This is a genomic window from Cytobacillus sp. FSL R7-0680, assembly GCF_038009245.1.
Lineage (GTDB): Bacteria > Bacillota > Bacilli > Bacillales > Cytobacillaceae > Cytobacillus > Cytobacillus kochii.
Map to the genome: position 1 here is coordinate 3,793,646 of NZ_JBBPAO010000001.1, position 23,056 is coordinate 3,816,701.

General features: G+C 37.7%; 22 protein-coding genes. All 22 read left to right on the forward strand.

The genetic code is table 11. The annotated features are described in order from the left end of the window. The first annotated feature begins 7 nt into the window (after positions 1-7). The gene (locus tag MKY26_RS19020) at positions 8-688 is read left to right on the forward strand and encodes a PepSY domain-containing protein (RefSeq protein WP_340977396.1); all 681 of its coding nucleotides are present in this window, start codon (positions 8-10) and stop codon (positions 686-688) included. A 106-nt stretch (positions 689-794) separates the two neighbouring features. After that, positions 795-1,358 carry a PepSY domain-containing protein gene (locus MKY26_RS19025; RefSeq protein WP_095370964.1) on the forward strand — a complete coding sequence of 188 codons (564 nt, stop codon included), beginning with the start codon at positions 795-797 and terminating at the stop codon, positions 1,356-1,358. A 230-nt stretch (positions 1,359-1,588) separates the two neighbouring features. Then, on the forward strand, positions 1,589-2,485 hold the full coding sequence (locus MKY26_RS19030; RefSeq protein ID WP_341098348.1) for an NAD(P)/FAD-dependent oxidoreductase: 897 nt from the start codon (positions 1,589-1,591) through the stop codon (positions 2,483-2,485). A gap of 19 nt (positions 2,486-2,504) precedes the next feature. Then, positions 2,505-2,936, forward strand: coding sequence for an RrF2 family transcriptional regulator (locus tag MKY26_RS19035; RefSeq protein WP_328198927.1), 432 nt, complete (start codon positions 2,505-2,507; stop codon positions 2,934-2,936). Positions 2,937-3,113: 177 nt separating this feature from the next. Further along, entirely contained in the window at positions 3,114-3,659 is a 546-nt protein-coding gene (locus MKY26_RS19040) for a glycerol-3-phosphate acyltransferase (protein WP_340977402.1), read from the forward strand. Further along, positions 3,656-5,257: a GNAT family N-acetyltransferase gene (locus MKY26_RS19045; RefSeq protein ID WP_341098351.1), complete on the forward strand. Its 1,602-nt coding sequence runs from the start codon at positions 3,656-3,658 to the stop codon at positions 5,255-5,257. Before MKY26_RS19040 ends, MKY26_RS19045 begins: the two co-directional genes overlap by 4 nt. Beyond that, positions 5,254-7,095, forward strand: coding sequence for an LTA synthase family protein (locus tag MKY26_RS19050; protein WP_341098352.1), 1,842 nt, complete (start codon positions 5,254-5,256; stop codon positions 7,093-7,095). The genes MKY26_RS19045 and MKY26_RS19050 overlap by 4 nt, the downstream gene beginning before the upstream one ends. A gap of 10 nt (positions 7,096-7,105) precedes the next feature. Then, entirely contained in the window at positions 7,106-7,393 is a 288-nt protein-coding gene (locus tag MKY26_RS19055) for a DUF4190 domain-containing protein (protein WP_224938246.1), read from the forward strand. Between the two features lie 140 nt (positions 7,394-7,533). Further along, positions 7,534-8,349, forward strand: coding sequence for a lipid II flippase Amj family protein (locus MKY26_RS19060; RefSeq protein ID WP_341098354.1), 816 nt, complete (start codon positions 7,534-7,536; stop codon positions 8,347-8,349). A gap of 17 nt (positions 8,350-8,366) precedes the next feature. Then, positions 8,367-9,398, forward strand: coding sequence for a S66 family peptidase (locus MKY26_RS19065; protein ID WP_341098355.1), 1,032 nt, complete (start codon positions 8,367-8,369; stop codon positions 9,396-9,398). A gap of 576 nt (positions 9,399-9,974) precedes the next feature. Beyond that, positions 9,975-10,244, forward strand: a complete 270-nt coding sequence (locus MKY26_RS19070; RefSeq protein ID WP_224938243.1) for a hypothetical protein — start codon at positions 9,975-9,977, stop codon at positions 10,242-10,244. A 1,141-nt stretch (positions 10,245-11,385) separates the two neighbouring features. Next, positions 11,386-12,564: an acyl-CoA dehydrogenase family protein gene (locus MKY26_RS19075; RefSeq protein ID WP_251163015.1), complete on the forward strand. Its 1,179-nt coding sequence runs from the start codon at positions 11,386-11,388 to the stop codon at positions 12,562-12,564. 17 nt (positions 12,565-12,581) lie between these two features. Beyond that, positions 12,582-13,061, forward strand: a complete 480-nt coding sequence (locus tag MKY26_RS19080) for a flavin reductase family protein (protein ID WP_095370951.1) — start codon at positions 12,582-12,584, stop codon at positions 13,059-13,061. Between the two features lie 20 nt (positions 13,062-13,081). After that, the gene (locus tag MKY26_RS19085) at positions 13,082-13,870 is read left to right on the forward strand and encodes an FAD synthetase family protein (protein ID WP_322910277.1); all 789 of its coding nucleotides are present in this window, start codon (positions 13,082-13,084) and stop codon (positions 13,868-13,870) included. Between the two features lie 34 nt (positions 13,871-13,904). Then, positions 13,905-14,861, forward strand: coding sequence for a 3,4-dihydroxyphenylacetate 2,3-dioxygenase (hpaD, locus tag MKY26_RS19090; RefSeq protein ID WP_322910278.1), 957 nt, complete (start codon positions 13,905-13,907; stop codon positions 14,859-14,861). A gap of 20 nt (positions 14,862-14,881) precedes the next feature. Continuing rightward, on the forward strand, positions 14,882-15,739 hold the full coding sequence (locus tag MKY26_RS19095; RefSeq protein WP_095370948.1) for an alpha/beta fold hydrolase: 858 nt from the start codon (positions 14,882-14,884) through the stop codon (positions 15,737-15,739). 60 nt (positions 15,740-15,799) lie between these two features. Continuing rightward, positions 15,800-16,594, forward strand: a complete 795-nt coding sequence (locus MKY26_RS19100; protein ID WP_095370947.1) for a 2-keto-4-pentenoate hydratase — start codon at positions 15,800-15,802, stop codon at positions 16,592-16,594. 65 nt (positions 16,595-16,659) lie between these two features. Beyond that, entirely contained in the window at positions 16,660-17,949 is a 1,290-nt protein-coding gene (locus MKY26_RS19105; RefSeq protein WP_095370946.1) for an MFS transporter, read from the forward strand. A gap of 142 nt (positions 17,950-18,091) precedes the next feature. Then, positions 18,092-18,841 (forward strand): IclR family transcriptional regulator, encoded by a 750-nt coding sequence (locus MKY26_RS19110; protein WP_322910280.1) that lies wholly within the window; start codon positions 18,092-18,094, stop codon positions 18,839-18,841. Positions 18,842-18,867: 26 nt separating this feature from the next. Further along, positions 18,868-19,743, forward strand: coding sequence for an acetaldehyde dehydrogenase (acetylating) (locus MKY26_RS19115; protein WP_322910281.1), 876 nt, complete (start codon positions 18,868-18,870; stop codon positions 19,741-19,743). A 16-nt stretch (positions 19,744-19,759) separates the two neighbouring features. After that, positions 19,760-20,779: a 4-hydroxy-2-oxovalerate aldolase gene (dmpG, locus tag MKY26_RS19120; RefSeq protein ID WP_307315616.1), complete on the forward strand. Its 1,020-nt coding sequence runs from the start codon at positions 19,760-19,762 to the stop codon at positions 20,777-20,779. A 143-nt stretch (positions 20,780-20,922) separates the two neighbouring features. Next, entirely contained in the window at positions 20,923-22,803 is a 1,881-nt protein-coding gene (locus tag MKY26_RS19125) for a helix-turn-helix domain-containing protein (protein WP_095370942.1), read from the forward strand. Positions 22,804-23,056 lie beyond the last annotated feature (253 nt).

The following is a 23,056-nucleotide window of genomic DNA, read 5'->3' on the forward strand; positions in this document are numbered from 1 at the left end:
TGAGAAAATGAAGAAGAAGGTAATTAGTAGCTTAGGATTCATTCTGTTTTTTTTCATCATGATCATTATTGTCTGGCTCTTGCTCAAACAGTTTGTGTTGCCATCGGATGAATTAGCTGAGAGCGAGGTAAAGCAGATAGTTGAGGAACGATATGGAGGCGTTATCCAAGAAACAGAGAATAAAGGTAAAGAGTTTATCGTTTCTTTCGATCGCGCAGGCCAAATGTATCAACTACACATTAATCGTGCAAGTGGTGAAATTGAAGAAATGTCAAGAATAGGAGAAGAAAAACAACGTTTAACGGAACAAGAAGTCAAGGAATTAGTGCAAACTGCTTCTTTAGGGGAAATTGATTCACTAAATCTAAAAGAAAAGTCAGGCGAAGAAGTATTTGTCGCTCAAGTAGTTAAAGACGGAGAAGCGCGTGAAATTACCTTACATGCAGTAACTGGGAAAGTCCTTTCAAATGAGCTGGCCAATGAACAGCCTCCGAAAAATACGATTCTGACAGAAGAAGAAGCGATTGAAATTGCTCTCCAAGCTGTTCAAGGCGAAGTAGACGATGTTGACTTGGAAAATGAAGAGGATCATGTCTTCTATCTTATCGAAATTGAAACGGGTGATGAAAAAGAGGCTATAGTTGAAGTGAATGCCATTACAGGTGAATCAACTGTGACTTGGGATTAATGAAAAAGAAGTGAATTCTAATCTTATTTTAATCTTCCTCACAATTTTATCTCATGATAGCTGTTTATTATAACAGTATAGACATAACAAACAGGAGGAAATTAAAATGAAAAAAGTAGGAGTAGGTTTATTAGCAGGAGCTATTACATTAGGAGGCGTTTTCGCTGCAACCACATTTGCCAATGATGATGCCCCAAAAGCAACGGTAACAAATGGTGAAGAAGTGAAACAAAAACAAACAAGTAATACAAATGAAGGAACCCTTTCAATTGAAGAAGCAATCAAGACAGCACAAGAGGAAGGGAAAGGAAAAGTAACTGATGTTGAATTAGAGTGGGAAAGAGGAAATCTCGTATATAATGTAGAGCTACAAGGGAATGGGACTGAAACAGATGTAGAGTTAAATGCAAATACTGGTGAAGTGCTTAAAGTGAAATCAGAGAAAGAAGATGAGCAGGACGAAGAAATTACACTGGATCAAAAGCTATTCTCTGCAAGTGAAGCCATTCAATTAGCTGAAAAAGAAGCAGGCGGAGAGTTCAGTGAACTGCAACTTGATCACGATAATGGGACACTTATTTACGATATTGAATTAGAAGGCAAACAAGAAGCAGAAATAAAAATTGATGCTTTAACGGGTAAAGTACTAAAAGTTGAATTAGATGATTAATAAAAATAATAAGAGAGTGCTCATCTTCTGGTGAGCACTTTTTATTATGAACATAAGTACAAATAATGAGAGTAATTCGCCAACTGCTGCTATTAATTTTTATCTAGAAAACGTCTTTACTCTAAAGTGCGAGTTGTTTTCCTTTTGTTTTCCTTGTTTTTAATCGTTATACTTCTTATTATAGATATTAAAGGTCTATAATATATTTATGTTGAGGAGTGAGTAATAAAATGTTAGATTGTGTGATTATTGGTGGCGGTCCAGCAGGTATGAATGCGGCGCTTGTATTAGGGAGAGCAAGAAAAAATATCATGCTTTTTGATGATGATAAACCGAGGAATAGTGTTACACATGAATCACATGGTTTTATTACACGAGATGGAATTGCACCAATTGAATTTAAACGTTTAGCAAAAGAAGATCTTCAGAAATATCCAAGCATTTCATTAAAGAACGAAAAGGTGACGGGGCTTAAAAAAGAAAACAATATATTCCTCATTAAGACAAGCTCAGGTAATCTTATACAATCGAGAAAAGTGATTTTAGCAACGGGAGTGAAGGATCAATTACCTCCTATTAAAGGATTAAAAGAATTATATGGCAAAAGTATCTTTCATTGTCCTTTTTGTGATGGTTGGGAGTTAAGGGAGAGAAAACTCGTGGTTGTTTCTGAGATGGAAGGTATTACCCATATGGTTAAATTACTAACGAATTGGAGTAATGATATTATTGTATGCTCTAATGGGAAAAAGATTTTAACAGGAGAAGAAAAAGAAATGTTAGCCTCGAAAGGAATCCGTGTATTGGAGGAAGAAATTGCTTATTTACATGGTGAAGAGGGACAATTACAAGAAGTTGTCTTTACAAATGGGGATAGATTAGAAAGGAATGGTGGATTTGTTGGGATGATGTCAAAGCAAGCTTCTCCTTTAGCTGATATAATAGGTTGTAAAGTAAATGAAAATGGTGGCATTATCACAGACGAATTTGGTAGAACAAATATAGAAGGTGTTTATGCTTGTGGTGACACATCAACAATGCCAATGGCTCAACTTATATTTGCGGCTAGTGACGGAAGTAGGGCGGGCATTGCTGTTGTGAGTGATTTATTAGCCGAAGATTTTTAGAAAAAAGGAGTAGTAAAAAATGAAATATTCAAGTGCGACGAATTATGGTTTACACACAATGGCTTTCTTATACTTGGCTCCAAAAGGTGAATCTGTCGGGGTGGACGTGTTAGCAAAAGTGCAAGATCTATCGCCGACTTATTTATCAAAAATATTAACAAAGCTGGTAAAAGCGGGGTTAATCGAATCTACACCCGGAGCAAAAGGTGGTTACCGTATAGTGAAGCGTAATGGAGATATTTCATTTTTACAAGTGATCCAAGCGATAGAAGGAAGTAATCAACTGTTTCACTGTTCACTTGATCACGACCACCCACATAATGAAGGCTGTTTAATTGAGCAGGCAATGCTTAGAGCAGAAGAGCAAATGGTAAGACAGCTGGAGCAAACCTTCATTAGTGACATTGCTGAACAAATGAAAGCTTCTCAAAAAGCAGTTGATTTAAATTAAGTAAATGAAAATGGAATGAAAAGGCTCGAGACTCTATATGATTGGTGGCTTGAGCCTTTTTTTATATTTTAAAACCTATGTAAAAAATGACATTTAGGGTATTCCTACACATTGGATAATAATGTTAAGATATGAGGTATGTAGTTATGTTAAAAAGAGAGGTGACCCTTCCTGAATTTGGTTTTATGGGTTCTTTTTGCGTATGCTTGTGGTTGTTTAAATGGGGCCTATTATATTGGTCATTTTTTATATGATGAGGATATAAGAGTAAAGGGAAGTGGTAATGCAGGTGCACGTAATGCCGGTAGAGTGATGGGTAGGAAAGCTTTTGTGTATACCGTGATTATTGATGCACTCAAAACCATTTTCCCTTTATTAGTAGTCATTTATTTGGGGGAAGCTAGTAATCTAGTACTCGCTTGCGTTGTGGTAGCAATCTTATGTGGTCATATCTGGCCAGTGCAATTACATTTCCATGGGGGAAAGGGAATTGTTGTCTATCTAGCTGTCTCATTGGTATTGTTGCCAATGGGTTTACTAATCGTCGGTGGACTCATTCTCCTGCTATATATCATCACAAAGAAGTTGACTATCCCTACACTAACTAGTTTTTTTATCATGCCTATTCTACTTATGATAAAAAGTAGTTGGATGTTAGCGGCGGCATACTTTTTTATGCTATTCATTATTGTAAGGCTGCATAGAAGTGGAGGAGTGGAATGATGACAGCAATTGTTTATAAACGTGCAGATCAAAGTTCTGAACTGGAGCAGATTCATCAATTAAACTATGAAACATTTGTAGAGGAAATACCGCAACATAGAGTGAATGAACAGAGAAAATTAATTGATCGCTTTCATGATGCTAATACATATATTATCGCTAAAAAAGAAGATGAAGTCGTTGGTATGATTGCTGTGAAAGGGACGAGACCATTTTCATTAGACGAAAAGCTTGATCAATTAGACGCGTACCTGCCACCAAACGAAACCTTATGTGAGATACGGTTATTATCTATCAAAGCACCTTATCGTGGGAGTCGCGTATTTTACGAGTTAAGCAAAGCTTTAGTTGATTTCTGTCTTAAAGAGCATTATACAATGGCTATCATTTCTGGAACATTAAGACAGACAAAGTTATATAGACATCTTGGATTCCGTCCCTTTGGTCCTTTAGTAGGTACAAAGGAAGCGCCATACCAACCAATGTATTTAACAAAAGAAAGTTTCGAGGCAGCATCTAAGCTTTTTCAAAAAATGCTGAAGCGGAACGTGAAAGAGAAAGGACATTTTTTCCTCCCCGGTCCAGTTTCGATCGCAGATAAGGTAAAGGAGGCGTGGGGGAAAGAGCCAGTGTCCCACCGTTCTCATGAAGTAAGCTCTATGTTGAGCCAGCTAAAAAAGAAGCTTTGCGCATTAACTAATGCTAATGAAGTCGAAATAGCTGTTGGTACCGGAACAATGGCAAATGATATGGTTGCTGCCCATTTATCAATAGTAAATGAGAAGGGGCTTATTTTAGCAAACGGTGAATTTGGGTACCGGCTCATTGAGCATGGTAAGCGTTTCAAATTACCTTTTGCGACAGTTGAGAAACCATGGAACACACCTATAGATATAAGCGAAGTAGAGAACATGTTACGGGACAATAGAGATATTGGCTGGATTTGGACTGTACACTGTGAAACATCTACAGGTTATCTTTTTCCATTAGAAGAATTGGAACAGCTCTGTCTGCAGTATAATGTGAAGCTATGTGTAGATGCTTGCAGTTCGCTAGGAATTGTTCCAGTTCTTCTAAAGAATGTATATATCACGAGTGCGGTAAGTGGGAAAGGCTTAGGTTCATATCCCGGTTTAGCGCTGGTTTTTCATCAAACAGAAATCAAGCCTCATCATCAATTACCGAAATATCTCGATATTGGTGTGTATCAGGCCAAGGCGAGTATTCCGTTTACACATTCATCAAATGGACTGTATGCACTATCTGTAGCGATAGAGAATCATCATTATGCAAGTCATGCTTTATATGAATTAGTACGTCAAAAATTAGTAGAGGCAGGCTTAAGAGTGTTTTATGGGGAAAATTATTCTCCGGGTATTTTGACTGTTCAATTAGAGATAGAAATTAGTTCAAGAGAGTTTGGCGATCAATTGAAGCTCGTAGGGGTTTATGTCAGTTATGAAAGCAACTATTTGCTTGAAAGAAACTGGTTTCAGATTGCACTAATGGGGGAACAGAAAAAGGCAGATGTTGAGGATGCGATGATTCGCTTGCTTAAAGTCTATGACAGCTTTCATAGTAGGAAGGTAATGGGATGAAAAACTTTATAAATTGGGTTGGTAAGCATTATCTAGCTGCACTCTTTGTCATGTTATGGGTAAAGGTAGTGGTTGTTACATGGGTAGGCTTCAATTTAACCGTCGAGACATGGCTAGACTTTCTCGTCCTTCTCGTTAATCCAATTGGTATTAGCCTGCTACTTATGGGCCTTGCTTTTATATTCAAAAAAAGATTTTCCATGATAGGCGTGTTAATTGCCTATGTGTTGCTTATTGGTTTATTATATGCGAACTTACTATATTATCGTTTCTATATTGATTTTGTAACAGTATCTGTCCTTATGCAGCTAAATAATGTTGGTGGACTTGGACCTAGTACGTTAGAGTTAATTTCGCCTTTAGATTTGCTATTATTCTTAGATATTATCTTTTTTGTTTATGTATGGCGAAAAACAAAACAAACAAAGTGGCAACCAGCTATGCCTCATAAAAAGAAGTATGTTGGCTTGACTATGGTCTTAATCATGATGACTGTTTCCCTCGCATTATTGAGAAATCCCTACGTGCTTCAAGCAAACTATGACAGGGAACAGCTTGTTGAGTCATTAGGGCTATATAATTATCAAGTGTTCAACATTATTAATAGTTTGCAATCACCAATGATGAAAGTATTAGCTAGTGATAAAAGTGTTGAGCCTGTAACTAACTATTTACAGGGGATGCCTGATACTAAATCAGACTATTTTGGTCATGCTGAGGGAAAGAATTTAGTATTGATTAGCTTAGAGTCTACGCAGAATTTCGTCATTAACCGTAAAGTCAATGGAGAAGAAATTACCCCATTTCTTAACTCCTTAATAGAAGATAGTTATTATTTTTCAAATATATATGAGCAAGCAGCACAAGGAAAAACGTCAGATGCAGAGTTCATGATTCATACAGGCTTATACCCTTTATCCAGTGGTTCTGTCTTTGTTAGACGCCCTGAAAATGAGTTTATTTCTCTACCTAAATTATTGAAAGCAAAAAATAATTATAGCGCTGCCACTTTTCATGGTAACAGCATTAATTTTTGGAATCGAAAGCAAATGTATCCGAGCTTAGGGTATAATCAATATTTTTCTCAAGAGGACTATCATATTACAGAAGAGAATTCCGTAAACTATGGTATTAAAGATATTCCTTTTTTTGAACAATCAATCACACATCTTTCAACGCTAACGGAACCTTATATGGCTAGTTTCCTTACATTAACAAATCATTTTCCTTTTTTATTAGAAAGTGAGGACCAACGAATGCCTCCTGCTGATACGTCGGTTGACGTTGTTAATCGTTATGTGACAACGGTTAATTATGAAGATGCAGCGATTGAAAGATTCTTTGATTTGTTAAAAAAGGAAGGCATGTATGAAGACACCATTTTCGTTATCTATGGTGATCATTATGGGATTTCTCAAGAATTTGAAGAAGGCGTGCATGAGTTATTAGATCAACCGGAGACGCCGATTAATCATCTTCAATTGCAGCAAATTCCTCTTATTATTCATATACCTGGTGAAGAAGGTGCGATATTTGAAACAATCGGTGGCGAAATTGATATTCATGCGACTATCCTCGAACTAATGGGTATTGATGAGGAGCAGAGAACAAACTTTAGTGAAAACCTCTTTACGAGAGATCCTAATAAACCTGTTGTCTTTCGTGATGGAAGTATGGTAGCTAGTGAATATGCTTATCTTAACAATGCTTGTTACAGCATGAATACTGAATCACTAACTGAAGAAGAAAACTGTGAAACTTATCTAGAAACGGTACGTAAAGAACTTAAGTTATCTGATGAAATTATTTTAGGGGATTTATTTAGGTTTATAGAATAGGAGGGAAAGAATGGAACAACAAAAAACTAATACGAAAGCAGTGGTTTCCCTGACCCTAGGGATTCTCTCATTGCTCGTTCCATTTATCGGCTTCTTATTAGGGATTATTAGTATTGTATTTGGAAGGTTGTCAGCAAAAGAAATCCTGCAAACAGGAGAAAAAGGGAAATCGCTAGCAACGGCCGGTCTTATCTGCGGGATTATAGGTATCATTCTTACGGTCATATGGATATTATTTGCGTTACTTGGTATCTTTGCTTTTTCAACATTTGAAACCGAAATACAGGAAATGCCTTAACGGAAATGCGCTTCTTCTAATGGAAGGAGCGTTTTTTTTATGCCCAAATACCAAAGGAAAAGGATGGTATTTTTTATTGTTAATTTATCCCACTTGATTTATAATTGCTTTTAATATAAAGAGCTGGAGTGAACAAGTTAATGGCAGAATTGATCACAGCAAAATTACTTTTGATCGCATGTTTTCTATTAATCGTTACATTAATAGAGACTTTAGCTTACTCGACTAGGATTGCTGGAACAAGAGTAAGGTTGATTGCTACAGCAATCTCATTGTTCAGTACAATAGTGATTGTCTCGCGATTTTCGACGATGATTCAGCAACCGATGACGGCAAAGTTGATTAATGCAGCACCTGAAGGGAATGTCATGAAGTTCATTGAAGAACAGTATCGTCTGTTAATAGGTGTTACTTCAATAGGTGTATTGCTAGGCATGTTGCTCTTCCCTACATTTATTTTGATATTTTCAAAGGCAATCGTGCAAATGTCAGAACAACAGGGCTCAATCCCCGCATTAGTAAAGAAAAATATGAATTTACGAGGAATCAAGCGTATGCTTTCATGTATTAGAATCCCACGTTTCTATTATTTAAAAGGAATTACGTTACAAACCATTCCTAAGCGCTTATTTTGCTTGAATGTAATCGTCACAGCGGTGTTTACGACAGGGGTGCTATCATCTATCTATGCTTCCATTATTGCACCAGAGTATGCGCAAGCAGCGTTAATGTCGTCGGGTATCATAAACGGTGTAGCAACAATTATTCTGACATTATTTATTGACCCAAAAGCTTCAGTACTAGCTGATAGGGTGGTAACTAACCCAAGCAAATATATTTATTTGAAAAGTTATTCATTAACAATGGTCAGTTCTAAGTTTGTTGGCACATTGGCAGCGCAAATCATATTCTTGCCTGCTGCTTACTATGTAGCTTGGTTTGCACGTTGGATATAACAGATGGGGGGATATATATGTTGAAAAAACCACAAAGATTGCAAAGAGGTGACCGAGTAGCAACGGTGAGTCCTTCATGGGGAGGTGCAGGAGAAGAAGAAATTAAATGGCGTTACGAACAAGGGGTAAGGCGGCTTGAACAAGTATTTGGACTAGAAGTCGTCGCAATGCCACACAGCCTGAAGGGGGCAGATTATTTATATCAACATCCCGAAGCGCGCGCCGAAGACTTAATGGCAGCTTTTTCTGATCATAGTATTAAAGCCATTATTGCCAATATTGGTGGAGAAGAGAGTATTCGCTTGCTGCCCTATATTGATTTTGATGTGATAAAAGAAAACCCTAAAATATTTATGGGCTATTCAGATGTCACGATTACTCATTTATTCTGTCACAAAGCAGGGCTATCGTCTTTCTATGGACCTGCGATTTTAACAGACTTTGCCGAGAATGTTGAGATGGATCCGTACACGGTTGAAAGCATCGAACGTATGCTATTTTCCTCTTCTCCAATTGGTGAACTGATGCCTGCTCCGCATTGGACGAGTGAGAGACTCGAGTGGATAGAAGTCAATAAAGAGAAGCGGCGAAAAATGAATAAGAATAACGGTTATGAGGTCCTGCAAGGAAGCGGTAAGGTACAAGGATCGTTAATTGGCGGCTGTATTGAAGTGCTGGAATTTGCTAAGCAAACCATTCTTTGGCCAGAGAAAGAGTATTGGGAAGGTAGTATTTTGTTTTTTGAAACGTCTGAAGATAAGACGGCCCCTGATTATGTGAAGTATTGGCTCAGAAATTATGCAGCGCAAGGAATATTGAAAGCAGCAAATGGAATCGTATTTGCTAAGCCTTATGATGAAGCATACTATGAAGAATACAAGATGGTGATATTAACCGTTTTACAGGAATACGGTTTAACTGATGTACCCGTTCTTTATAACTTAAATTTTGGACATACCGAACCAAAATTTATTTTGCCTTATGGGGCAACTGCTCAAATTGATGCTGATCTTGGCTCCTTTGCCATCTTAGAAAATGGTGTGGAGTAGTGTTAGTCTATAATTACTGGATGAGTTCATTCATTGGTTTTATATTATTGCAATGTATTGTAGGAATTTGGTTGTTAGCAAAAAGGGCAAATAAGACTATGAGAGGTCTGGTTTTTTCTATCCTTTTTACATTTTGGATGTTAGTGAATGCGGTGTTTTTCTATTTTTTCGCTAGTTTATCAAGGGGATTTTGGGGCTCACTCTTGTTTGTTTTTACTGGTAGTCTGCTTATTACCTTTTATTTTAAACGGCGAAGTAGGGAGAAAATCTTTGAAAGTAGATGAAAAAATGGGTTTGTTTTTTGAAAAAAGTAATGTAAAGCCAATTAAAATTTTTACTATACTTCGGTTCGTATTCATTTTCATGCTATTACTCTATTTAATTTTGGGTCTGCAAAACACTGACTTGTTATTACCGAGTAGATTATATCTCATTTTGGCCATGATGTTTCTAATGGATGCGGTAGAATCATGGATGCAAAAAAGTAAATATTTATTTCGATATTTGATGTTAAGTCTTCTCTTTTTGTTTTTATTGTTCATCTATTAATAAATGATCTAGAGGATGGTGATAGAGGTGGAGCAGTACAAAGCACAGAAAATGCTAATTCCTTTATTGTTGTTGCTAGTAAATATCGTTCTTACTTCTTTAATTATTCAAGAGCTTTTAGACACAACCGGCAAGGTCTATGGCATCTTTGGATTACTTACCCCCATTTTAGCTATCATTTCTTTCTTTTATATTAGGAACAAAAATAGCATGAGCCCGCTCATTATCTTTTTACAAGGGTTAAATGGGTTTTTTGTTCTTTTTCCTATTATTGTTTTGCTTGTATCTTTCCTTTGATTGTAAATTTGGTATTTGGTCTCCTTGATATCAGAACCTGAGCTGTGAGCGTTGTCAAAGGAAGAATCACAAGGGGGCAGAAAAGAAAAATCGTCTGCCTGCCCAAGAAGTTGAGTTTGCGGACAAAAACTAATAGGAAAAGAAAGAAAACTTGGGGCAAGTTGCGTATATGAGCAAAAGTCATCCAGAAAATCAAAGATAAGTAGGGTAAAAGGAGGAGTCGCGACTAATCAGAGTGGAAACTGAAAGATTAGTAGAGAAAAAGAGGAAATCGCGACTGATCTGAGCAAAAACTTAAAGATAAGTAGCATAAAAGAGGAAATCGCGACTGATCTGAGCAAAAACACAAAGATAAGTAGAGAAAAAGAGGAAATCGCGACTGATCAGAGCAAAAACACAAAGATAAGTAGCGAAAAAGGAGAAATCGCGACTAATCAGAGCAAAAAAACAAAGATAAGTAGCATAAAAGAGGAAATCGCGACTGATCTGAACAAGAACTAAAAGATAAGTAGAGAGAAAGAGGAAACCGCGACTGATCTGAACAAGAACTAAAAGATAAGTAGTGAAAAAGAGGAGATCGCGACTGATCTGAACAAAAACACAAAGATAAGTAGCATAAAAGGGAAAACCTCGACTGATATGGAGGTAAAAGGTAAAGAACTGCGTGCATGTTGTGTTTACGCGCAAAATGGTACAAGAAAAGCAAGTGAAATTGTGAGTTAAAATTTATTAGCAGATATTTTTTTTGTACATTGATTGCTGCTGCCAGGAAAGGTTCCAGAGTCGAGAGCATCACAAACAAGAATCCTCTACTATGGTGCCCAATGGAAATTAATAGTTGATTTTCACAGCAACTCCTCTCTGTATTATTAGACGATATTTTCATAAAATCACAAAAAAGAAGCGTTCTTCATTTGAACGCTTCTTTTTAATTTTACGCCAGTTATTTTGTAAAAAAGTTTTCCGGCATGAACAAATAAAGACGAAAAAATCAAAAATCATGAACAGTTTTTGTTCTAGTTTGAATTTTCATTTTTCACTACACTAACAGTAGAAACTTAATTAAAAGAAAATTTCGAATCAACAATGTAAGCGATATCAAATTAATTGTTTTTATATTTCATAAACGGGGTGAGTAACAATGAATGTTAATACGGTGGATAATATAACGGAAGAAGCGCTATTACAGGGAGCCGAAAAGATTGGTATGCTCGCTGAAGAAGAAGCACATGAGGCTGATAAGAATGCCACGGTTTCAGCAAATGTTGTGAATTTGATAAAAGAAACACAAATCTCAAGGATGATGTTACCGAGGGAATATGGTGGGCCACAAGCGAGTTTATCTACTTTTGCAAAAGTGATTCAAAAGGTGGCAAATTATAATCTTTCTGCTGCTTGGTTAACCTTCCTTTACCCTTTACACAATTCATTACCATCTTATTTACCGAAAGCAGGAAGAGATGAAGTAGTCAATCAAGGTGGATTGATTGCAGATATCTTTGCAGCATTAGGTACAGCAGAACCTGATGGAGATGGATTAAGAATTAGTGGGAAATGGAATTTTGTCAGTGGCATTCTTCATAGTGATTGGGTTGGCGTAGGGGTGAAAGTTCAATTACCAGGACGTGATAAACCAGTAGTCTGCCTACCCATTTTGAAAACATCTGAGGTTGAAATCGTTAAAAATTGGGATACTTTTGGATTAAGAGGGACGGGAAGTAACCAAATCATTGCAGATAATGTGTACGTACCGAAAGAGCGTATTCTCGATTTAGAAAAAGCGGAATCAACAAGAAGGCCACCAGAAGAAGATTATGATAAAAGTTATCCGTTTTATCATGTGCCATTTTATCCGGCATTTTATATTGGATTCCCAGCGATTGCTATCGGTGGTGCGGAAAGAGTGATTGAAGAGTTTAAAGTGTTAACGGAAAAGCGTGTTCGTTTGATGGATGGGATGAGAGAAAGTGAGTCCCCTCGAAGTCAACGTGTAATAGCAGAAATTTCTACTGATTTGCATGCAGCAAAAGGGTTGATGGCTCAATACATTTCTTTATTAGAAAATTACGAAAAGGATGGCGAAATGACACCGCTCGGGGAGTTTTTTGCCATTAGAACTAAAATTATAAAGCTTTGTACAGATATCGCTGTTCGTGCCATGTTAACACTTGGTGGTGCTGCACTGTATAAAGGTGGAACTTTAGAAATGTTTATCCGTGATATTTTATCCGTGGCTACACATAAAACATCACTTTATGAAGATTCTGTTGCTGCTTACGGGCAAGACTTATTTGGATTTGAGAGTGGCGTCAGAGGTTAATGAAAGGAGAGGTAAAGATGGATGATCGTTTATTTAGAAATGCAATGAGTAAATTTGCCACCGGTGTAACGGTGATTGCAACCGAAACAAATGGGAATGTTCATGGGATGACGGCTAATGCCTTTATGTCGGTATCACTTGATCCTAAATTAGTCGTTATCTCTATTGGGGAGAGAGCGAATATCCTTTCGAAAATTAAAGATAGTGGGATATTCACCGTCAATATTTTGGCTGATGATCAAAAAGAGCTGTCTATGAATTTTGCTGGACAGTTAAAGGAAACAAAGGAAGTGTCATTCGCTAGATTAAATGACATGCCGGTCATTGACGGGGCAGTGGCACAAATGGCATGTGAAGTATCGGCCACACATGTAGAAGGTGACCATACGTTATTTATTGGTCGCGTGAAGGATGTGTATTTAGAAGAAAAAGATCCGTTATTATTCTTTAACGGCAAATACCGTTCAATGATAGCAGTAGAAGAGCCAATTTCTTAACAATAAAGGAGGGAAGTCAGATGAAAACCATCGTCTTAAATGAGGAAGAGCTCCATGGCGTATTAGGTAAAAACATAGAATCATGTGTGATGGCGCTCGGATTTTTCGATGGCCTTCACCTTGGTCATCAAGAAGTCATTCGCCAAGCAAAGGTGGAAGCAAATAAACGCAACCTGCCACTAGCAATCATGAGTTTCTTTCCTCATCCGAAAACGGTGTTAATGAAGCGATCTGACTTTCCTTATTTGATGCCATTAGAGGAAAAGAAAAAGAGAATGAGTTCTCTTGGTGTCGATCTTTTCTATATCGTTCCATTTAATCATGCATTTGCTAGCCTTTCCCCAGAAGCATTTGTTGAGCAATATTTACTCACTCTCGGCGTTAAACATGCAGTTGCTGGTTTCGACTTTCATTATGGTAACAAGGGAGTCGGACATATGGCCAGATTAGCAACTGATTCAGGCTATCAAATAACGACAACATCTGTTTCAAAATTGAGCAGAAATGGGTTGAAAATTAGTTCCTCTTATATCCGCAGCTGTTTACAGCAGGGGGAAGTAGATTTAGCAAATGCGCTTCTTGGTAGGCCGTATCAAGTGAAGTTGCAAAGGAACGGTAGCACGTACTGGGTTAAACCTTTTTATACTCTACCTGCACTTGGTGAATATGAAGTGAATTGCCAAGGGGATATGCATACAGTCAAAGTCCTTAGCAAAGAAGAAGTAGAATGGCAATCGAACAAGACCTTACCAAAAGAATTAAGCATTCATTGGTTGAAAAAAACAGATGCAAAAGAACAAATTAGTTAAATCAATATATTGATAAATAGGAGAGTGAAGAGTAATGATTCTTCGTTTAGGGCAAATCGAGCTGTTTGTAACAGATTTAAATAAGTCTAAAGACTTTTATGTAGATGTACTAGGGTTTATTGAAGTGGAAAGAACAGAGTCAAGTCTATATTTGCGTGCTATTGATGAATTTGATCGTTATTCTTTAATTTTAACGCAAAAGCCAAAAGCAGCTCTTGGTAGTTTTAGTCTACGTGTATCTAGTCCTGAGTATTTAAGAGAGTTAGAGAAGCAACATCAAGAAATGGGAGTTGCCACTCAATATGTCGAGAATAGTATCCACCCAGGAAAAGGGCCGGTACTTAAAGTAGCTGAGCCAAATGGTCATCCGGTTGAATTCTATCATGCAATGGAAGAGATTAATGTAGGGAACAAAAGTGGCGGAGTAGATGCCTTGCCAATGAGGTACTCCCATTTACATCGTGGTATACCGCCAGTAGCAATCGATCATATGAACCTGCGTGTAACAAATGTAGATAAAGCATTAGAATACTGGCAAGCAATTGGCTTTAGCATTTCAGAATATGTTCAAGGAGATGAGGGGAAATTTGCTGCATGGACAAGAGCGAAAACATCTACACATGACGTAGCCCTTGTCCAACATAAAGAAACATCTCTGCATCATATTGCTTATATTGTAGACGGTATTTCTTCCGTTGTGAAAACGGCTGACTTACTTGCAGACGCAGGCTACCGCGCAAATATCGATTATGGACCAGGTCGTCATGGGGTAACAAATGCCTTCTTCTTATATGTAAGAGACCCAGACGGTCATCGTATTGAGATTTATTCTGGTGATTATAAACGTGATACTGATTTACCACCAATTGGCTGGACCAAGGAAGAATATGATACAAAGGGTCGTTTATGGTGGGGACCATCAGTGCCGGATTCTTTCTTTGAAACAACACCAGTGAATGATGAGTGGATGAAAGAGAAAGTGACAAAATAAAGAGAATAGGAGAGGATTATATGTCTATTTGGAACGATTTAGCAGATATCGAATTTAAACTTCATTTTGTCGATGCAGATGGGGTGAAAACGAGAGTACTAGAATCGGGAACAGGAGAGCCTCTTTTACTTTTACATGGTACAGGGGGGCACATCGAGGCTTACGCAAGAAATATCAAAGGATTGGCTGAGCATTTCCGCGTGATATGTATCGATATGTTAGGTCATGGATATACAGAAAAGCCAGACTATCCGTACGGCATTGATAGTTACAGTGACCATTTATTAGCTGTAATCAAAGCGCTTGATTTAGAAAAAGTATATTTATCTGGCGAGTCTCTTGGTGGATGGGTGGCTGCCTGGTTTGCTGCTCACCATCCGTCCTATGTGGAATCCATGGTGCTCAATACTCCTGGTAATGTGAATAACAAACCTGAAGTTATGGCAGGGCTAAAAGCGTCAACATTAAAAGCTGTACTTGAAGCAAACTATGAAAATGTGAAAACGAGATTAGAATGGTTAATGTATGATAAATCACAAGTAACAGATGAGTTAATTGAATCTCGGTACAATATTTATACTCAACCTGCTTATCAGGAAGCTGTCCATCATATTGTCCATTTGCAAAACATCGAAGCAAGAAAACAATTTAGTTGGGACCCATCATGGTGTGGCAAAATCAATGTACCAACATTACTTGCTTGGACTGACCATGATCCAACTTCAACAGTAGAAGAAGCAGAACCGATCAAAGAGATGATTCCAGGGAGTGAACTGACAGTAATCAATGAGGCTGGCCACTGGCCACAATGGGAAAAACCGGAAGAATTCAATCAGGTGACTATTGATTTTTTAAAAAAACAAGTGGTATCTAAATAAATATTTATACACCCGTCTCTTAACAAAGTGGCGGGGTCTTTCCATATAGAAGGAGGTTCAATGATGACACTACAGTTAAATGATCAACTAAAAGAAGCTGCTCAAGCGCTTTTAGAAGCGGAGGAAACAAAGAAATCCCTCCAGCCATTAACAGATGAAATCGAGCAACTATCAGTTGATGAGGCGTATCAGATTCAGATGGAAAATATTGATGTGAAGTTGGCTCAAGGAGAAAAGATAGTTGGGAAGAAAATCGGTTTAACCTCTCTAGCTATGCAAAAGGCCTTAGGGGTTGATCAGCCAGACTATGGCCATTTATTAAGTAGCATGGATGTCACCATGCAAAAATCGGCCATTCCTATGGATAAATTATTTGAGCCGAAAATTGAGGGAGAAATTGCGTTTGTATTGAAGCATGATTTGCGGGGGCCCAACATAACAGAGGCCGATGTTGTAGCAGCCACTGATTATATTATCCCTGCTTTAGAAATTGTGGATAGTCGAATCGAAAATTGGCGAATTAAACTGGAAGATACTATTGCTGACAATGCCTCAAGTGCCCAATTTGTTTTAGGTGAAGAACGATATGCTGTTGATAGTGTGAAGCTAAAAGAAATGGAAATGAAGTTATACAAAAATAACAAATTGATTAATAAAGGCTATGGTGCGGATGTATTAGGTAATCCGATAACTTGTGTTGCTTGGTTAGCTAATAAGCTGTCTGACTATGGTGTTCACTTGAAGGCAGGAGAAGTCATTTTATCAGGTGCATTATCTGCAGCGATTCCTGTGGAGAGAGGCGATTCATTTAAAGCAGAATTTAGTGGACTTGTGAGTGTAGAAGTGAGTTTTTAAAAACATAGCGGAGCATAGTCCTTCGCTTACTTTATCTTAAAAATCTTGAGAGTGAGGTCATCTAAATGGCGAAAAATCCTCGTACGAAAGAAGGTAAAATCTCGCGTCAGGCTATTCTAATTATTATTTTATTATTTTTACTGACAGTGATTAGTAATGCAGATAAAGCGATTATTGGATTTGCATCTGTTCCTCTGATGGAAGAATTAGGGTTGAATGCTGAACAGTGGGGGATCATTGGAAGTGCCTTTTTCTTTTTATATTCTATTTTTGCTATTATCGGGGGAACGTTAGCTGACAGATTCGGTGCAAAAATTGTTATTGCTGGTATGGCAATTGTTTGGGCCACAGTGCAGTTTTCTACCCTATTTGTATCAAGCTTTACCTTTTTATTGATAACACGCATTATACTAGGCGCAGGGGAGGGACCATCTTATTCACTCGCTATGACTGCTGCAACAAAATATCTACCAAAAGAGAAGCTTGGGATAGGTTTAACACTTGTTTCTGTAGGTGGTCCTTTAGGGGTAGCTATGTCGGCACCTATACTTATTTCATTAATCACTCAATTTGGTTGGCGTTCGGCATTTCTAGCAACTTGTATTGTCGGTTTGATTTGGGTTGTATTTTGGCTAATGATTGCAGAAAATGATCGCAAAGAAGCAATAGCAAAATACAAGGCTAATCGCCAACAAGGCCAACAAACAGCAGTAAGTAAATTTGGACCAGTGCTAAGGTCAAAAAACTTTATTCTTATTGCCATTTGTGGTTTTGCAACGTATTGGTCTTTTACCATTGGTTTAAATTGGCTTCCTAATTACTTGGAAAATGTCCGTCAATTGAGTGCAGAAACCTTATCTATAGTAGCAGCACTCCCATGGATAATGATTACCATTTCTCAAATCACCTTCTCTACTGTCTCAGATCGATTATTTAAGAAAACGAAAAGTATCGTGAAGGGTCGAGTGTTTGTACTGGGTCCGGTGATGCTAGCGGGAGCAGTTAGTTACTTTATAGGAACATTACTAAATGCGAATATGTTGGTGATTGCCTTTCTTTCTTTAGGGCTTACTTTCGGTTGTATCACACTTGTGCTTGGTCCGACTATTCTTTCGAGTATGGTCTCAAAAGAGCATATAGGTAAAGTGCAAGGGTGGTTTATGGCGTTTACCTCTTTAGGAGGAATCGTTGGTCCTTATATTACTGGTCTTCTTATTGAAAGATCTGCAACACAAGCAGCGGGCTTTCATATGGCATTTCAATTATGCGGTATAATCCTCCTTATTTGCGGTGGACTTGTCTGGTTATTTGTCCGGCCAAATAAAGATGAGAATATTCAATCAAACGTAGCATAAAGAAAATGAATGCGGTTACAATTAGTTTTTGAAAAAAATAAAAAATCAGAATAATTATATTGACAAACAAAAGGAAAACATCCTACAATTTTAATATGATATTAATGAATACCATTCGATATTATCGAACGTTGGAGGATGTATGACGATACAATCAGTTTTGCGTGCAACAGACATTTTAGAATTATTCCTTAATGGTCAAAAAGAGTTAAGTGTAAAAGAAATAGCGGAAGCCATGGAACTCTCTAAAAGCACGGTACATGGTTTAATAAAAACTTTGGCCTCGAAAGGTTATCTTTATCAAAATGAGGAAAGTGGTAAGTATCGTTTAGGTATGAAGCTTTTTCAACTAGGTCATATTGTTGAGAACCAACTCGATTACGCTGAAGTTTCGAGGCCAATCATCAATAAGCTTGTTACTACTCTAAAAGAAACGGTGCATTTAGTATCTTTTGAGCAAGGTGAAGCGATTTACATTGAAAAGAAGGAAGGTACTCATTCTTTACGAATCTATTCGCAGATTGGTAGGAGGGCACCCTTTCACTGTACGGGAGTAGGGAAAGCGATATTGGCTTTTTTACCAAAAAAAGAACAAGAAGAAATCATCGAAACCCTTACTTTAGAGTCGTTCACTGAGAATACCATTGTTACTAAGCAAGCATTAGTAAAGGAATTAGCTGTAGTGAAAGAGCAGGGATTCGCTGTTGATAACGAGGAGATTGAAATCGGTCTTATATGTACAGCAAGCCCGATCTTTAATTATCAAGGAAGGGTAGTTGGTTCCATTAGTTGTGCGGTACCAACAGTACGATTAAATGAGGGACATCAACAAGAGGTTATTACTGGAATTAAAACTGCTGCCAATGAAATTTCAACTACACTTGGATATTAGAAGGAAATTAAGGAGGGAACTGAGGTTTGAGTAAAGTAAAAGTAGCGATTTTAGGATCAGGTAATATTGGAACAGATTTGATGATTAAATTAGGTCGATCAGACATTTTAGAACTTACAACGGTGATAGGTATTGATGCAAATTCTGATGGCTTAAGACGTGCGAAGGAATTAGGGTATGTCGCCATTGATACTGGGATTGATGGGTTTTTAGAACAGCCGGAACTTGCAGATATTGTTTTTGATGCGACATCAGCAAAAGCGCATATTCGTCATGCAAAAGCTTTAAAAGCAGCAGGTAAGAAGGTCATTGATATGACACCAGCAGCTGTAGGTAAGTTGATTGTTCCCCCGGTTAATTCAAAGGAACATTTAGATGCTGCGAATATCAATTTAATTACATGTGGCGGTCAGGCAACTATACCAATGGTACATGCGGTGAACCGAGTGAGTCCAGTTGCCTATGCTGAAATCGTTGCGACAATCTCAAGTAAAAGTGCCGGACCTGGTACGAGGGCTAATATCGACGAATTTACTGAAACAACTTCAAGGGCGATTCAAGAAGTGGGTGGAGCGAAAAAAGGGAAAGCTATTATTATATTAAACCCAGCAGAACCGCCAATACTCATGAGAGACACCGTCTACACGTTAGTGGAAGAGGGGACGATGAAGGAAGAAGAGATTAAGGCATCAATTGCTGATATGGAAAAAACTGTGCAGAGCTATGTGCCAGGCTACCGATTACGGACGGAGCCAATTATTGACGGTAATCAAGTAACTATCTTTATAGAAGTGGAAGGAGCCGGCGATTATTTACCTAAATATTCAGGAAATCTAGATATTATGACAGCAGCTGGCGTAAAGGTAGCTGAAGAGTTTGCAAAGAATTTAATTACACAGTAAAAGGAGAGAGATTCATATGACCGAACGTCAAAAGGTATTATTAACGGAAGTGGCATTGCGAGATGGGAGTCATGCGCTTTCACATCAATATACTGTTCAGCAAGTAGAGAAGATTGCCAAAGGATTGAATGAGGCTAAGGTGCCTTATATTGAAGTAGCTCATGGAGACGGCCTAGCGGGATCTTCTTTGCAATATGGCAGGTCAAAAACAAATGAGTTTGAATTAATAGAAGCAGCTGTTGCTGTAACTGACTTTTCAAAGGTTGCTGTGTTGTTAATTCCTGGTATAGGGACAGTTAAAGAATTGAAACAAGCCCAGCAACTAGGGGCGAAGATGGCGCGTATCGCTACACATGTGACAGAAGCAGATGTGTCTGCCCAACATATTTACGCTGCCAAAGAGCTTGGAATGGAAACGGTTGGATTCTTAATGATGTCTCATATGGCAGAACCGGAGAAAATCGTGGAACAAGCAAAACTAATGGAAAGTTACGGTGCCGATATTGTTTATGTCGTTGATTCAGCTGGAGCTTTATTACCAAATCAAGTAACAACAAGAATCAAAGCAATGAAAGAAACCATTGGTGTGGAAATTGGTTTCCATGCTCATAATAATCTTTCATTAGCAATGGCAAATACGTTAGCTGCCATTGAAGCAGGCGCAACAAGAATCGATGGAAGTGTACGTTGTCTCGGAGCAGGTGCGGGTAATACACAAACAGAAGTGTTAGTAGGTGTATTAGATCGGATGGGCATTGAAACAGGTGTGGACTTTTATAAAATGATGGATCTAGCAGAAGATGTTGTGGCACCGATCTTACCTGTTCCTCAAGAAATTACTAAAAATAGTTTAGTTCTTGGATATGCAGGCGTTTATTCTAGTTTTGCTTTACATGCCCAGCGTGCAGCAGAAAAGTTCAATTTAGATGCACGAGATATTTTAATTGAACTAGGTAACCGAAAAGTTGTCGGCGGGCAAGAAGATATGATTGTTGATGTGGCGGCAGAATTAGCAAAAGTAAAAACATTCGTCTAAAGTTCAAAGCAGCGAACCTTCGTTTCAAAACTCGCGAATGTTTCAATTTTCTAATAAAATAGACTGGAAGGGGCGAAATTCCCCCTTTTTTTATAAAAATAGAAATGTTTGCGCTTTCAATCTTGCGCTTTAGGAGGTTATCAATGCATATTGTTGTTGATGAAGTTTCAATCAATCCTATTACAAAAGGACATGAAAGAGTTGTTTCGACACCATCGGCATCACTAGGTATTTTGCGTCATCAACTCGTTAAGCATATAGGTTTTGAACGCCTAAAAAGTTTCTTATTTTCTTTTGGATGGGAGAATGGTGTGAAGGATGCTAAAAAGGCAATGAAAGAGCATACTTCGGTTCCTTATTTAATCAAGCACGGCCCCCTGTATCATAAGGAAAATGGACAAATTACAGGTGTGAAGCATATATGCCATTTAACAATGTGTGAAGACAATCAGCATGTGAAATCTCTCTATTCGGAGGGTATTTGGTATGGTTCTTATGAGGCTGAAGAACATATACGACTACATGGTTATAGTGATACACCTCAATGTCATACATTAGTAGGTTATGCAAGCGGCTATATGACTACTATCACAGGTGTGTCGTTGCTAGTAAAAGAAACGTGTTGTGTGGCGAAGGGTGATGCTGAATGCAAATGGACAATCCAATCGCAAGAACAATGGGAGATGGAGGGTGAAGATGCTCATTCTCCATATGAAGAAACCCCCATCGTTAAAGAGTTAGCTTATACATATGAACAATTATTAGATCAACGTAATTTTGTAACAAAACTGGCTGAATTTCAAAGTAAATTAACTGAAGAGATTTCTGGGGGCAGTAGTTTAGAAGAAATTACTGAACTTGTCTACGATCATATGAAAATACCAATTGTGATAGAGTCTATTGATTTTTATCAAATGTCTAGTGCAGGCTTATCTCCAGATGAATGCGGTGAACTGACGGATGATATGAAGCAATATTTTTCATTTCCTATGAATGATAAGGAAGAAAAGCCCCCTACCTATCCATTGTTTTTTCAAAAGAGAATCGTCCATACTGAAAAGCAAACAAGGCTGATGGCTCCAATTTTAGTGCAAAAGAAAATTCAAGGGTACTGCTCATTTGTTTATGAACCAATGATAGATAACAGTCATGAATCTGACTATTTATTACTGGAACGATTTGCTAATGCTGCTTCCCTTATATTATTAAATGAAAAAACTCGATTTGAATCGTTAGAAAGAATGAAGGGTAGTTTCCTTGAACGTATATTAGAAGGAGAAACGTCTAAAGCAGAGATTATTAAAAGGGGTAAATATACGGGTATCGATTTAACACAGTCCTATTTCTTAGTCATGATCGATTTTAGTATTGGTACAGAATCCTTTGAAGAAGAATTTCAGTTGCAGGAAGATATATATGAATGGATGATTCAATACTTTAGTGAAAAAAAGAAAAGTGTATTAATTAATATGCGTGATCATCATCTAATCATTCTGATCCCTGATGCGGCACTTTCATATGAGCATCATGAAACATTCTTCCGCCCATTAATGAAGACCTTACGTGCGGACTTTCCTAATGGTGAATTTACAATTGGTCTTAGCAATCAAGGAAATGAGATTACAAGTGCCCATCAACACTATGAAGAAGCCCTTGTTTCTTTAAGACTATCTTCAAAGGAAAATATGATGTCCTTTAAACAATTAGGAATCGTTGGTGTTCTGATTAATTCTAAAAATACAGCTGGGGTGAAAACAATTGCCAAGCAGGAATTAGGCTCACTATATGATTTATCGGATAGCAAGATGGTGGACTTATTGCAAACCTTATATGTGTTTTTACTAAACGGAGGAAAATTGGAACAAACGACAGCAGATCTGAATTTATCTATGAGCGGTCTTCGCCATCGCATTCGAAAGATTGAACATACATTAGATAAGGATTTGCGTAATCCTCAAGAAACACATCAACTATTCTTGATTATGCAATCTTTAATTGCTTTAGGAGAATTGAAAATGAACTAAGTAGATGATTATATTACCCCACCAGAGTTGGTTCTGGTGGTTGTTTAATGTAATTGAACGCCTGGTATTTCCATTAAACGGATAATATTAAGGGTCAAACTTTTAATAAGTCATATTGAAGGCACTCCCTCCACTTTTTAATAAAGTACTCCTATCTATTTAATGTTCGTTGTAATGATCAGCTTGTATGCTTCGATAGAATTCTAAGAAAGTTGTTATAGAAAGTAACATAAAACGAAGTTGTCCTTCATAT